The sequence below is a fragment of the Bradyrhizobium sp. SZCCHNR1053 genome (assembly GCF_032381235.1).
Lineage (GTDB): Bacteria > Pseudomonadota > Alphaproteobacteria > Rhizobiales > Xanthobacteraceae > Bradyrhizobium.
Window position 1 is genome coordinate 568,481 of sequence record NZ_JAUHJM010000002.1, and the last position, 12,567, is coordinate 581,047.

A 12,567-nucleotide genomic window follows, 5' to 3' on the forward strand; every position below is an offset into this window, starting at 1 on the left:
CCATCAGACGCAAGATGCGTAAACAACAAGTTCCAATTAGTGGAACAGGCACGTAACCGACCGTTAACCAAATCCGATGCCGGAAGAGGCTTGCCCGACGCGCGGCAAGGGCGCTCAACGGCGCGCGTCTCGCCCTACTGCCTGAGCATGATCAGCGGATTGGCGCTGTCGGGCACCAGCCGCCACTGCGCATTGTCGTCCGCCTCGAACCGCCAGGTCTCGCCGCGATCCGACATCAGCATCATCTGGCCGTGCTCGAGCCGCCACTGGCTCGGCGCGAACGCTGCGATCATGGGGTCGCATTTCGGCTTCACGAACACCTGGAAATTGTCGTGGCCGGCGTCGTTGTTGGTCAGCACCAGGCTGCAGATCGTGGCGCCATTGCCGCGGACCATGGCCCAGTCGCCGATCATCTGGTCCATGGATTTCGCCAGCGACCGCGCCGCCGCCAGGTTCTGCAGGATGTAGACGCCTTCGCCCTGGCGCAGGCCCTCGAAGATGCCGGCCTCGACCTCGGTGAAGTCGATCACCGCCTCGCCATTGGCTGCCTGGAGACTGACGATGTCGAGGCCCTTCACGTTCCAGCCGGCGATGTCCTTGGTGAAGGGCAGCGCGGCGGCACAGCCCGGCTCCAGTTCGAGCTTCTGCCCACGCGGCGCCGCGTCCGGCTTCAAGGTCACGACGCAGGTCTTGCTGCGCTCGGTGGTCGCAAGCTCCCACTGCCCGATCATCGCTTTCTTCAGGCCGGCGGCGTCCTGCGCAACGGCAGGGACGCCCGCCACTGACGACAGCAGCGCGATCAGCATTGGGAGCGAACGTTTCATCAGCGGCCTTTCACCGGCGTTTCCGGAACGGGCGTCAGCGGCGGCTTGCCGGCAAACCAGACCTTGAGATTGTCGACCACCAGCTGATCCATCGCGTTGCGGGTTACGATGGCAGCCGAGCCGATGTGTGGCAGCAGCACGACATTGTCCATCGCCTTGAGCGCGTCGGGCACCACCGGCTCCTTCTCGAACACGTCGAGGCCGGCCGCGAGAATCGCGCCGGATTTCAGCGCCTCGACCAAAGCCTGCTCGTCGATCACCGAGCCGCGGGCGACGTTGACGACGACGCCGCGCGGTCCGAGCGCCTTCAGCACCTCGGCATTGACGATCCTGTTGGTGCCGGCGCCGCCGGGCACGATCACGATGAGCGTGTCGACGTCCTTCGCCATCGCGAGCAGGTCGGGATAGTGCTTGTTGGCGACACCGGCCGCCGGATTGCGCGAGTGATAGACGACGGGGACCAGCGAGGCTTCGAGTCGGCGCGCGATCGCCTGGCCGATGCGGCCCATGCCGACCATGCCGACGGTGCGGTCGCGCAGCGAGCCGACGCTGAGCGGATAGGGCTTCGACGTCCACTCGCCGGAGCGCACGAAGCGGTCGGCCTTGATGAACTCGCGGCAGGTGGCGATCAGCAGGCCCATCGCGACGTCGGCGACCTCCTCGGTCAGGACATCGGGCGTGTTGGTGACGATGATGCCGTGCTGACCCGCATGGGCGGCCGCGATGTGGTCATAGCCGACGCCGAAGCTTGCGATCATCTCCAGCTTCGGCAGCATCGCCATCACGGCGGCATCGGTCTTCACGGTGTGGAAGGTCACGGCGACGCCGCGGATCCGCCCTTTCACGTCCGCTGGCAGCGCTTCGAGATCGGCCTGTGTCGTCGCATGGTGCACGGTGAAGCTGTCCGGGAAACCCTTTTCCAGGATCGGCCGCAGCGGCCCATAGATCAGAACATCGATCTTGTCAGACGAAGTGGCCGCCATCAGTTGTCCTTTCCAAGAGCACTTTCGTGCCAGCGCCGCAAAACGAGGTGCGAAACTAGCGCCAGCAAGCCATAGATGACAATCCCGGCGACCGACAGCAGCACCAGCGCGGCGAACATGCGGGGTATGTTGAGACGATAGCCGGATTCTGCGATGCGATAGGCGAGGCCTGATCCCGCGCCGGCGCTGCCGGCGGCGATCTCGGCGACGACGGCGCCGATCAGCGACAGGCCGCCGGCGATGCGCAGACCGCCGAGAATGTAGGGCAGAGCGGCGGGCAATTTCAGATGGCGCAAGGTCTGCCAGCGCGAGGCGCCGTAGAGCTGGAACAGGCCAGCGAGATTGCGATCGACCGAGTTGAGCCCGAGCGCGGTGTTGGACAGCACGGGGAAGAAGCCGACGATCCAGGCGCACACGACCACCGCGGTCTGCTGCGGCAGATAGATCAGGAGCAGCGGCGCGACCGCGATCACGGGCGTCACCTGCAGCACCACGGCATAGGGAAACAACGCCCATTCCAGCCATCTCGACTGGTTGAACAGCAGCGCCAGCGCGATGCCGCCGAGGGCGGCGGCGATGAAGCCTTCGAGCGTCGTGATCAGTGTCGTCAGCAGCGACTGCGCCAGAATGTCCCAGTCGGCAACCAAGGTCTTCAGGATGAGCAGCGGCCCCGGCAGCACATAAGGCTGGATGCCGTTGACGCGCACCACCAACTCCCACGCCGTCATCGCTGCGACGAAAACCAAGGCCGGAAAGGCGAAGCTCGCCAGCCGCGCTGCCGCGACAAACGTTCTCTGCTCTCGTACGCCGCTCACAGCGCATGCACCCCGGTGTAGGCCGGCGCCAACGCGTCCGAGACGCGGCGGCAATATGCGGCGTAGTCCGGCGAGGCGCGGAACGCATCATCGCGCGCGTCGACGTCGATCCGGATCTCGGCGCTGAGCCGGCCGGGCCGCGCCGTCATCACCAGGACGCGCTGCGACAGGTAGACCGACTCGAACACCGAATGGGTGACGAACAGGACGGTCATGTTCAGGCTGCGCCACAGCGCCAGCAGGTCGTTGTTGAGGCGGAAGCGCGTGATCTCGTCGAGGGCCGCGAACGGCTCGTCCATCAGCAGGATGTCGGGCCGTGTCACCAGCGCGCGCGCCAGCGAGGCGCGCATCTTCATGCCGCCGGACAATTCGCGCGGGAATGCATCGGCAAAATCCGACAGGCCGACCTGCGCCAAGGCGGCATCGATCCGAGGCCGTGCCTCCGTGGCCGGGACATGCGCAAGCTTCAACGGCAAGCCGACATTGTCGCGCACGCTGGTCCAGGGCATCAAGGTCGGCTCCTGGAACACGAAGCCGATGCGATGGCCCGGATGCGTCTCGGACGCGGACGCCGCGACGTCGACCGTACCGCCGCTCGGGCTCGCAAGCCCGGCGATCAGCCGCAGCGCCGTCGACTTGCCACAGCCGGAGGGGCCGAGCAGCGAGACGAACTCGCCTTTGGAAATCGTCAGGTCGATCGGCCCCAGCGCGGCGACGCCGGACTCGTACACCTTGGTGACGCCGCGCAGGCGTACCGCGGTCGCAACGGCGCGCTCGGACGAGGGAGGTGAGCTCATGTGCTGAAAGCGCCGCTCAAGCGTCCTACTTCTTCGGCCGGAGATCGATGCCAACGCCCTTGTTGACGAAACGCAGCGTATAGGACTTGCGATAGTCGATCGTCGACTTGACCACGCCGGCTCGCACCATCTTGTCGAAGAAGCTGGCGATGCGCTCCTCCGTCATGGCGCCGATGCCCTTGTCCACGCTGTCGCCGGAATCGACGATGCCATACTCCTTCATCTTGGCGACCGAATAGGCCAGCAGGTCGTCGGTCATCTCCGGGTTCATCTTCTTGATCAGCGCATTGCCGGCGGAATTGTCGCCGTAGATGTAATTGTACCAGCCGACGATCGAGGCATCGACGAAACGCTGCACCAGGTCCGGCTTGCTCTCGATCAGGTCGCGCCGCGTCTCGATCAGGGTCGAATAGGTGTTGAAGCCGTTGTCTGCGAGCAGGATCACGCCGGGCTTGAAGCCGGCGGCGCGCTCGACCGCGAACGGCTCTGATGTCACGTAGCCCTGCATCGCGCTCTGCGCGGTGGCGATGAACGGCTGCGGATTGAACGTGTAGGGACGCACGTTCTTCTCCGAGAAGCCGTATTCGGACTTCAGCCACTGATAGTAGCTGGAGATGCCTTCCTTGGAGACGAACAGGGTCAGCGGCTTCAGCTCTTCGAGCTTGGTGATCCTGGACTCCGGATGCGTCAGGAACACCTGCGGGTCCTTCTGGAACATTGCGGCGATCGACACCACCGGCACGTTGTTGGCCACCGCGTCGAACGACATCAGCGTGTTCGCGGCCATGAAGAACTCGATCTTGCCGGAGATCAGCAGCATGCGGTTGTTCTCGTTCGGACCGCCCGGCACGATCGTCACGTCCAGACCGTAGCGCTTGTAGGTGCCGTCGGCGACCGCCTGGAAGAAGCCGCCATGCTCGGCCTCGGCGACCCAGTTGGTGCCGAACGAGACCTTGTCCAGGGTCTGGGCCTGGGCCGCCGAGATCATCCCGCCCAAAGTCCCGCCGAGGACCAGCAATGCCGCCATTAACGTTCGCGGCAGAAGCGCCTGCGCCATGTCTGGTCTCCCCGGTTCTTTCTGGCTGAACATGTTAAGATCGTTCGGGTGATAACTACCCTGCTCCACGGACGAAGGAAACTGCCCGCGCGATGACCCTGCCGCCCCGCGACTGGACCGAGCTGCACTGGCCCGCTTTGGCAACGCCCGACTCGGGAACGCCCGAGACCGCGCGCTGGATCGCGGTGCTGCCGCTCGCCGCCACCGAGCAGCACGGTCCGCATCTGCCTCTCGGCACCGACGTCTACATCGCCGAGGCCTATCTCGGCCGGGTCCGCGCGCTGCTGCCGCCGGCGCTGCCGGTGACGGTGCTGCCGGTGCAGCCGGTGGGGATCTCGACCGAGCATCTCGATTATCCGGGCACGCTGACCGTGCCGACCGAGGTCGCGCTGCGGAGCTGGCGCGCGCTCGGCGACAGCGTCGCGCGCGCCGGAATCAGGAAGCTCGTGATCGTCACCAGCCATGGCGGCAACAGCGCCGCGATGACCCTGGTCGCGCAGGATCTGCGCGCAGATCACCGCATGCTGGTGGTGACGACGTCATGGTCGCGCTTCGGCGCGCCCGATGGCCTGTTCTCCGCCGACGAGCTGCGTCACGGCATCCATGGCGGTGCCGTCGAGACCTCGATCATGCTGGCCCGCCATCCCACGCTGGTGCGCAGCGATGCCATCGCCGCTTTCCCCTCGCGCGGCGCTGAGATGGAAACGACCTACGAGGTGCTCTCGACGCAGCGGCCGGCGCCGATGGCCTGGCAGACGCAGGACCTGAATGCGGGCGGCGCGGTCGGCGATGCCACGCAGGCCTCGGCGGAGAAGGGCGAGCGCGTGCTGGACCACGGCGCGCGGGCGTTCTGCGCGCTGCTGGAGGACGTCGATAACTTCGACGTGACCACGCTCGGCCACGGCCCGCTGCCGGGCTCCTGAGCCAAAGATAACATTCTGGATCTTCTGATGAATCTCCGGATGGCGTCGATCGCCATCAGGCGATTCGAACCGGTTTCGAAAAGGCTCCGTCCAATTTGGCAAGCGGCCGACGCCGGCCGCCGCAACATCAAACAGGAGCCTTCACCATGTCGATCAAAACCAAGATTGCCACCCTCGCGCTGACCGCGCTCGCCGTGACCGGCAGCATCGCCGCAACGTCGACGCCTGCGGCGGCCAACGGCTTCCATCATCATCACCATTGGGGCTGGGGCGTCGGTGCCGGCCTCGTCGGAGCCGCCGTCGTCGGCAGCGCCATCGCCGCCAGCAACGACAGCTACTCCTATGGCGGTGGCTATCGGTACTGCCGCTGGGTGCCGCAGTACAACGTCTACGGCCAGTATGTCGGCCGCGTCAGGGCCTGCGGCTATTGATGCCGGGCGTTCGTCGCGTCCCGCCCGGCCCCGGCCAAGGCCCGCCTCGCCAATTCGCCAAGGCCGGGCGTCTACCACCCCGATCTGCGATCTCGACAGCCCGCCCGGCCGCCCCGGGCGGGCTGATTGTTGCGTGGGCGCCACACCCTCAATCGGAAACCGGATGAGACCGCCCCACGCTTGCTGTTGCGAATTAATCGCAATATAAATCATCCACAAATTACCGCGTGCCGTCCACACTTCCGATCGAACATCGACGACTCCGTAATCTTCTCGTGACTGTGCGCGGGCAATCAGTTGTGACGTTTGCCTGTGTCGTTTGCCTCGCCTTGGGAATCCGCCGCCATGATCCGTTCGAACTGCACCCGGGAGATGATCGCGGCCGGCGCCATGATCGCCGCGCTCGCTGCCCCCGCCGCTGCCGCCGACCTGCCGGTCAAGGCCCGGATGGCGCAGACGGTGTTCGACTGGACCGGCCTCTATGTCGGCGTCCATGCCGGCTATACCCGCGACCGCGCCCAGGCGACGCTGACCGACCCGAGCGGGACGGTCAGCGCCGGTAGCCCGTTCAGCGGTCTCACTGGCGGCGTGCAGGCCGGCTATAACTGGGTCACCCGCTCCGGGTTGTTGCTCGGGCTCGAGGGCGATTTCAGCTTTCCGAACTATCTCACCTCCAACCACACCGTCGCGATGCTCGGCACGCCCGGCTCGAACGTCTCGGAGCTGTGGGACTATGTCGCCACCGCGCGCGGCCGGGTCGGCTACCTCAAGGGCGACTGGCTGGTCTACGCCACCGGCGGCCTCGCCTGGACCGGCGGCCGCTTCATCAACACCAATGCGGCCGGCGACACCGAGAAGCTGCTGACGACGCGGCTCGGCTGGGCCGCCGGCGCCGGCATCGAGCGCAGCTTTGCGCCGCATTGGAGCTGGCGTCTCGAATATCTCTACAGCCATTTCGAGAACGGCGGCGTCCGCTTCTCCAACGGCGCCAGCTACAATTCGCAACTCGACTTCCAGACCCTGCGGGTCGGGCTCAACCGCAAGCTCGATTTCGTGGGCGGTCCCGACCTGAAGCTCAAGAGCGATCCGTCCGATCCCGAATCCGACCGCTGGGAGATCCACGGCCAGGCGACCGTGATCGGCCAGGGCTATCCGGCGTTCCGCGCCGCCTACACCGGCGCCAACAGCCTGACACCCGCGCGTCAATTCCAGGAGACCTGGAGCAACAGCCTGTACATCAACGCGCGGCTGTGGGACGGCGGCGAGGTCTACTACAATCCCGAGCTGCTGCAGGGCTTCGGCCTCAGCAACACCGTCGGAGCAGGCGGCTTCCCCAATGGCGAAGCGCAGAAGTCCGACTTCCCCTATCCGCACTACAACACCTCGCGGCTGTTCCTGCGCCAGACCTTCGGCTTCGGCGGCGAGCAGGAGCAGCTCGGCAGCGGCCAGCTGCAGCTGTCCGGCAAGCAGGACATCTCGCGTCTCACGCTTCAGATCGGAAAATTCCCCGTGCTCGACGTGTTCGACGGCAACGCCTACGCCAAGGACGCACGCAAGGACTTCATGAACTGGTCGGTGTGGGCGCCCGGCGCCTTCGACTATGCCGCTGACAAGCTCGGACTGACCTATGGCGCCACCGCCGAGTTGAACCAGAAGAACTGGGCGCTGCGCGCCGGCTATTTCCTGGTCGATGCCGAGTCAAACTCGAACAATTTCGACACGAAGGTTTTCAGACGCGGCAGCTACGTCGTCGAGCTGGAGACGCGCTATCAGCTGTTCTCGCAACCCGGGCATCTGCGCACCATCGGCTGGTTCAACAACACCTTCTCCGGCAGCTATCGCGAGACGCTGGACAATCCCGCGCTCAATCTCGACATCGGCCAGACCCGCCGCGGCCGCGGCAAATACGGCTACGTCATCAGCTTCGACCAGGCGCTGTCGGACGATGTCGGCCTGTTCGGCCGCTGGAGCTGGAACGATGGCAAAACCGAGATCATGGCGTTCACCGACATCGACAGCAGCCTGTCGTTCGGCACCTCGATCAAGGGCGCGCGCTGGGGCCGTCCCGACGACACCATCGGCCTCGCCGGCGTGACCAACGGGCTGTCGCGCGACCACCGCGCCTTCCTCGCCGCCGGTGGCCTTGGCCCCTTGATCGGCGACGGCGCGCTGAACTACCGGCGCGAGAACATCATCGAGGCCTACTACGCCTACTCGATCAACAAATACCTGACCTTCACGGCGGACTATCAGTTCATCAGCAATCCCGCCTACAACGCCGACCGCGGTCCGGTGTCGATCTTCTCGGGGCGGCTGCACGGGGATTTCTGAGGGGCGGCTGTTTTTATTTGCGCAGGCCATAGCTCCTCACTCGGTGTCGTCCGCGCAAACGCGGGGACCCATACCGCGGAAGCTATCGAGGGACGTCACTGCCGATTGCCCGCCACATGACGGCCGGTGGCGATGGGTCCCGGCTCAAGGCCGGGACGACAGCGGAGGTCCAGGCGCGGCAAGCCCCAATCTGACCGCCCACCCGTCTCCAGCCATGCCCCCACCGCAACGCGGCATTGGGCGCTTGCCATCCCCATATGCTAGGACCTGTCCCCATCCCGCCCCCTCCGGGCGCCAGACCAGGTCGAAATGCTCTCCGTCGAACTCGCCATCATCGTCGTCCTCATCGTCGTCAACGGGCTGTTGTCGATGTCCGAACTCGCGATCGTCTCGTCGCGGCCGGCACGCCTCGCCATGCTGGCCGAAAAGGGCATCGCCGGCGCCCGTCGGGCGCTGGCGCTGGCGTCCGATCCGGGGAGGTTCCTGTCGACGGTGCAGATCGGCATCACCCTGGTCGGCGTGCTCTCTGGCGCATTCTCGGGCGCCACGCTCGGCCAGCGCCTGACGCAGTGGCTGCTGGAGCTCGGCCTGTCCGCCTCCGTTGCCGACATCATCGGCGTCGGCCTGGTCGTCACCACCATCACCTATGCGACCCTGATCGTCGGCGAGCTGGTGCCGAAGCAGCTGGCGCTGCGCGACCCCGAGGCCGTGGCGGTCCGCGTCGCGCCCGCCATGCAGGTGCTCGCCAAGGTGTCGCTGCCGCTCGTGGTGCTGCTCGATCTCTCCGGCAAGTTGATCCTGACGCTGCTCGGCCGCTCCGGCGAGGCCGAGGAGAAGGTGTCGGAGGCGGAGATCCACCATCTGGTGCGCGAGGCCGAGACCGCAGGCGTGCTTGAGCCCGGCGAGAAGGAGATGATCGCCGGCGTGATGCGGCTCGGCGACCGCCCGGTCGGCGCCATCATGACGCCGCGCCCCGAGGTCGACGTCGTCGACCTCAACGACGATCCCAAGACCATTCGCGAGCTGCTCGCCAAGAGCCCGCATTCGCGCCTGCCGGTGTCGGACGGCGAGCGCGACCGTCCGATCGGCGTGCTCCAGGCCAAGGACCTGCTGGCGGCCTATCTGCGCGACGAGACGCCGGACCTGCGCAGCCTGGTGCGCGAGGTGCCGATCATTCCCTCCACCGTCGATGCGCGCGACGTGATCGCGATCCTGAAAGTCGCGCCCGTGCACATGGGGCTCGTCCACGACGAATACGGCGCGTTCGAAGGCGTCGTGACCGCGGCGGATATTCTGGAGTCGATCGTCGGCGCGTTCTCCTCGGAGGAAGGTCCGCCGGAGCCGGCCTGCCTCCGCCGCGACGACGGATCGCTGCTCGTCTCCGGCTGGATGCAACTCGACGAGTTCGCCGACGTCCTCGCCATCGAGGTGCCGCCACATCGCGGCTACCACACCGTCGCCGGCCTGGTGCTGCAGCATTTCGGCAGCGTGCCCGCGGTCGGCCAGAGCTTCGAGCTGCAAGGGTGGCGCTTCGAGATCATCGACCTCGACGGCCGCCGCATCGACAAGATCCTGGCGACCAGGCTCGCCCCGGAGGGCGGCGAGCCGAACGTGGGGTAGCGCTCGCTCAATTGCGCCAGGGCGTTTCATGATGCGTATCTCGGCCCGCATCATCGAGAGACCCGCGCAGGCGCGGCACCGGCGGTGCGCCCCCTCTCCCGCTTGCGGGGGAGGGCTGGGGTGGGGGTGCCACAGCGGCAGTCTTTCCGGAGCATTCCCCCACCCGCATCGCATCTGACGATGCGATGCGACCTCCCCCGCACGCGGGGGAGGCGCTGACCGATCGCGCCGCGCCTGCGTGCCACAAACAACTTTTGCAATCCCCGATTCGCCCGTCGGGCGGAGTGCCGATCTCCAACACGCCGGCGGACGGCCGATGCGCCACGCATGTCGCCTGCGCCAAAACACTCATTTCCCCCGCGCCCTCAATATGAAGACCCATTTCAAGAGCCTCTGCGAAAAATAAACAGCTTCCGAAAATCATAATTCCTGTCCTATGCTCCTCCCATTCCGGTCCTGATGAGGGGCGTACGCGCGTCGTCACGAACGTTGGACCGGCAATGCGATGGACGTGACGGCGGCGCTGGACGAGCGCTGTCGTCGCGGACGGCGAAATCGTGTGGTCCTGACCTCCCGACGCTGAGGTCCGCGGCAGCGCGCGTGATGCGCGCGTTGTCGCCACGGTGGCCAGAAAGCCGGCGCACCGGGGAGATCACGTATAAGCCGTTAAAACCGATCGCGCAGGGAGGGCCGGGTCGTCCGGCTGAACCTTGGTACCTGCCGCCTGCACTTTTTCCGCAGGCGGGCCACGGGCCTCAGTCGGGGTCCGGCCTTCCCTGCGCCCTCACATCTTCCGAGGGCCAACGATCAGGCATACCCCGGACAGCCGATGTCGCGGGAACGTGAAGACGCGGCCTGCGTATCCTTTGATAGGCCGGACCGAGAGGCCGGATTCCCGGCCGCCACTTGAAATCAAATCATCACACAGCGCACCTAGGGTGCGGATTCGGCCGGCAGCCCTGCCAGCGCGAGCCAGCCCCAGCGCCACGACGAGGACACGTCCGCAGCCATGACCGAGGGCTGCGGACGACGAGACGAGACACGCGATGATGCTTCAGGACCTCCGGACCACCGTGCTGCGCGACGCCGTCCGTCCCAACGTCTGGGACGTGGTCGCGCTGATCATCGTGGTCGGCGCCATGGTGCTGATCGTCTATGGCGGCGAGCAAACCACGCTGCCGCTGTCGGCGCTGGACACGGCGCCGGTCTCGCTCGATCCGTCCAACCTGCCGCTCTACGCGCTGCGCACCACCTTGCGCATGCTGCTCGCGATCGTGTGCTCGCTCGTCTTCACCTTCGTCTATGCGGCGCTCGCCGCCAAGAGCCGGCGCGCCGAGATCGTGCTGATCCCGCTGCTCGACATCCTGCAGTCGGTGCCGATCTTGGGCTTCCTGACGTTCACCGTCGTGTTCTTCATGAACCTGTTCCCCGGCAAGGTGCTGGGCGCCGAGCTCGCCTGCGTGTTCGCGATCTTCACCAGCCAGGCCTGGAACATGACCTTCAGCATGTACCAGTCGATGCGCAACGTGCCGAAGGATCTGGAGGACGCGACGCGCAGCTTCCACCTCTCCGGCTGGCAGCGCTTCTGGCGGCTCGACGTGCCCTTCGCGATGCCCGGCCTGATCTGGAATGCGATGATGTCGATGTCCGGCGGCTGGTTCTTCGTCGTGGCGTCGGAGGCGATCACCGTCGGCAACACCACGGTTACCCTGCCGGGCATCGGCTCCTACGTCGCACTCGCAATCCAGCAGAAGGATCTCACGGCAATTGCCGCCGCGCTGCTGACGATGCTGCTCGTCATCACCGCCTATGACCAGCTGCTATTCCGTCCGATCGTGGCCTGGGCCGACAAGTTCCGCTTCGAGCAGACCGCCTCCGGCAATCCGCCGACCTCCTGGATGCTCGATCTGTTCCGGCGCACCCGCGCACTGCGCAGGCTGTCCGTGCCTTTCGCCGCGCTGAACCGCACCTTCTCGAACCTGCGGATCAACTGGCCGAACGCCTGGAGCGGCCCTGTCCGCCATGCGCCGCCCTCGCAGCTCGTCGACGGTCTCTGGCTTGCAGTGGTCGTCCTCGGCTGCGCCTATGCCGGTTGGAAGACCACCCTCTATCTCTCGGCGACCTTGGCACCGTCCGATGTCCTCAGCGCGATCGGCTACGGCCTGATCACGCTGGTGCGGGTGGTGGTGCTGATCGCGCTGGCGTCGCTGATCTGGGTCCCCGTCGGCGTCTGGATCGGGCTGCGGCCGAAGCTCGCCGAACGGATGCAGCCGCTGGCGCAATTCCTCGCCGCATTCCCGGCCAACCTCGCCTTCCCGGTGTTCGTCGTGCTGATCGTGCGCTACGGCCTCGACGCCAATGTCTGGCTGAGCCCGCTGATGATCCTGGGCACGCAATGGTACATCCTGTTCAACGTCATCGCCGGCGCCAGCGCCTTCCCGACCGACCTGCGCGAGGCCGCCGCGAACCTGCAGCTGACCGGCTGGCGCTGGTGGTTCAAGGTCGTGCTGCCCGGCGTCTTCCCCTACTACATCACCGGCGCCATCACCGCCTCCGGCGGCTCGTGGAACGCGGCGATTGTCGCCGAGGTCGCGAGTTGGGGCGATACCCATCTCACCGCGAGCGGCCTCGGCGCCTACATCGCCGCGGCCACGGAGCGTGGTGACTTCCCCCGCGTCGTGCTCGGCATTGCCGTGATGTGCATTCTCGTCACTCTGTTCAACCGGCTGCTGTGGCGGCCGCTCTACGCCTTCGGCGAACGCCGGCTGCGGCTCGGCTGACCGGGA

At 66.3% G+C, this 12,567-nt stretch carries 10 protein-coding genes; 5 read left to right on the forward strand and 5 right to left on the reverse strand.

Annotation, left to right across the window (positions count from 1 at the left end):
- Positions 1-134: 134 nt before the first annotated feature.
- From QX051_RS07510 to QX051_RS07530, 5 genes are all read right to left on the reverse strand, one after another.
- Positions 135-731: an AprI/Inh family metalloprotease inhibitor gene (locus QX051_RS07510; protein WP_315735724.1), complete on the reverse strand. Its 597-nt coding sequence runs from the start codon at positions 729-731 to the stop codon at positions 135-137.
- A 92-nt stretch (positions 732-823) separates the two neighbouring features.
- Entirely contained in the window at positions 824-1,807 is a 984-nt protein-coding gene (locus QX051_RS07515) for a 2-hydroxyacid dehydrogenase (protein ID WP_315775637.1), read from the reverse strand.
- Positions 1,807-2,535 carry an ABC transporter permease gene (locus QX051_RS07520; protein WP_409997693.1) on the reverse strand — a complete coding sequence of 243 codons (729 nt, stop codon included), beginning with the start codon at positions 2,533-2,535 and terminating at the stop codon, positions 1,807-1,809. The genes QX051_RS07515 and QX051_RS07520 overlap by 1 nt, the downstream gene beginning before the upstream one ends.
- 83 nt (positions 2,536-2,618) lie before the next feature.
- Positions 2,619-3,419 carry an ABC transporter ATP-binding protein gene (locus tag QX051_RS07525; protein ID WP_315753889.1) on the reverse strand — a complete coding sequence of 267 codons (801 nt, stop codon included), beginning with the start codon at positions 3,417-3,419 and terminating at the stop codon, positions 2,619-2,621.
- Positions 3,420-3,444: 25 nt separating this feature from the next.
- On the reverse strand, positions 3,445-4,446 hold the full coding sequence (locus tag QX051_RS07530; protein WP_315775856.1) for an ABC transporter substrate-binding protein: 1,002 nt from the start codon (positions 4,444-4,446) through the stop codon (positions 3,445-3,447).
- A 122-nt stretch (positions 4,447-4,568) separates the two neighbouring features.
- Here QX051_RS07530 and QX051_RS07535 point away from each other — a divergent pair, with 122 nt between their 5' ends.
- From QX051_RS07535 to QX051_RS07555, 5 genes are all read left to right on the forward strand, one after another.
- Positions 4,569-5,399, forward strand: coding sequence for a creatininase family protein (locus QX051_RS07535; protein ID WP_315775639.1), 831 nt, complete (start codon positions 4,569-4,571; stop codon positions 5,397-5,399).
- A 146-nt stretch (positions 5,400-5,545) separates the two neighbouring features.
- Positions 5,546-5,830, forward strand: a complete 285-nt coding sequence (locus tag QX051_RS07540) for a hypothetical protein (protein ID WP_315735045.1) — start codon at positions 5,546-5,548, stop codon at positions 5,828-5,830.
- Between the two features lie 345 nt (positions 5,831-6,175).
- Positions 6,176-8,161 (forward strand): carbohydrate porin, encoded by a 1,986-nt coding sequence (locus QX051_RS07545; RefSeq protein WP_315775640.1) that lies wholly within the window; start codon positions 6,176-6,178, stop codon positions 8,159-8,161.
- Between the two features lie 309 nt (positions 8,162-8,470).
- The gene (locus tag QX051_RS07550; protein ID WP_315775641.1) at positions 8,471-9,781 is read left to right on the forward strand and encodes a hemolysin family protein; all 1,311 of its coding nucleotides are present in this window, start codon (positions 8,471-8,473) and stop codon (positions 9,779-9,781) included.
- A gap of 1,046 nt (positions 9,782-10,827) precedes the next feature.
- Entirely contained in the window at positions 10,828-12,561 is a 1,734-nt protein-coding gene (locus QX051_RS07555; RefSeq protein WP_315775642.1) for an ABC transporter permease subunit, read from the forward strand.
- Positions 12,562-12,567 lie beyond the last annotated feature (6 nt).

What these genes read in the sequence shown, in the direction of transcription:
- QX051_RS07510 (WP_315735724.1), bottom strand. Translation starts at nt 731, where the DNA reads ATGATCGGGCAGTGGGAGCTTGCGACCACCGAGCGCAGCAAGACCTGC.
- QX051_RS07515 (WP_315775637.1), bottom strand. Translation starts at nt 1,807, where the DNA reads ATGGCGGCCACTTCGTCTGACAAGATCGATGTTCTGATCTATGGGCCG.
- QX051_RS07520 (WP_409997693.1), bottom strand. Translation starts at nt 2,535, where the DNA reads ATGACGGCGTGGGAGTTGGTGGTGCGCGTCAACGGCATCCAGCCTTAT.
- QX051_RS07525 (WP_315753889.1), bottom strand. Translation starts at nt 3,419, where the DNA reads ATGAGCTCACCTCCCTCGTCCGAGCGCGCCGTTGCGACCGCGGTACGC.
- QX051_RS07530 (WP_315775856.1), bottom strand. Translation starts at nt 4,446, where the DNA reads ATGGCGGCATTGCTGGTCCTCGGCGGGACTTTGGGCGGGATGATCTCG.
- QX051_RS07535 (WP_315775639.1), top strand. Translation starts at nt 4,569, where the DNA reads ATGACCCTGCCGCCCCGCGACTGGACCGAGCTGCACTGGCCCGCTTTG.
- QX051_RS07540 (WP_315735045.1), top strand. Translation starts at nt 5,546, where the DNA reads ATGTCGATCAAAACCAAGATTGCCACCCTCGCGCTGACCGCGCTCGCC.
- QX051_RS07545 (WP_315775640.1), top strand. Translation starts at nt 6,176, where the DNA reads ATGATCCGTTCGAACTGCACCCGGGAGATGATCGCGGCCGGCGCCATG.
- QX051_RS07550 (WP_315775641.1), top strand. Translation starts at nt 8,471, where the DNA reads ATGCTCTCCGTCGAACTCGCCATCATCGTCGTCCTCATCGTCGTCAAC.
- QX051_RS07555 (WP_315775642.1), top strand. Translation starts at nt 10,828, where the DNA reads ATGATGCTTCAGGACCTCCGGACCACCGTGCTGCGCGACGCCGTCCGT.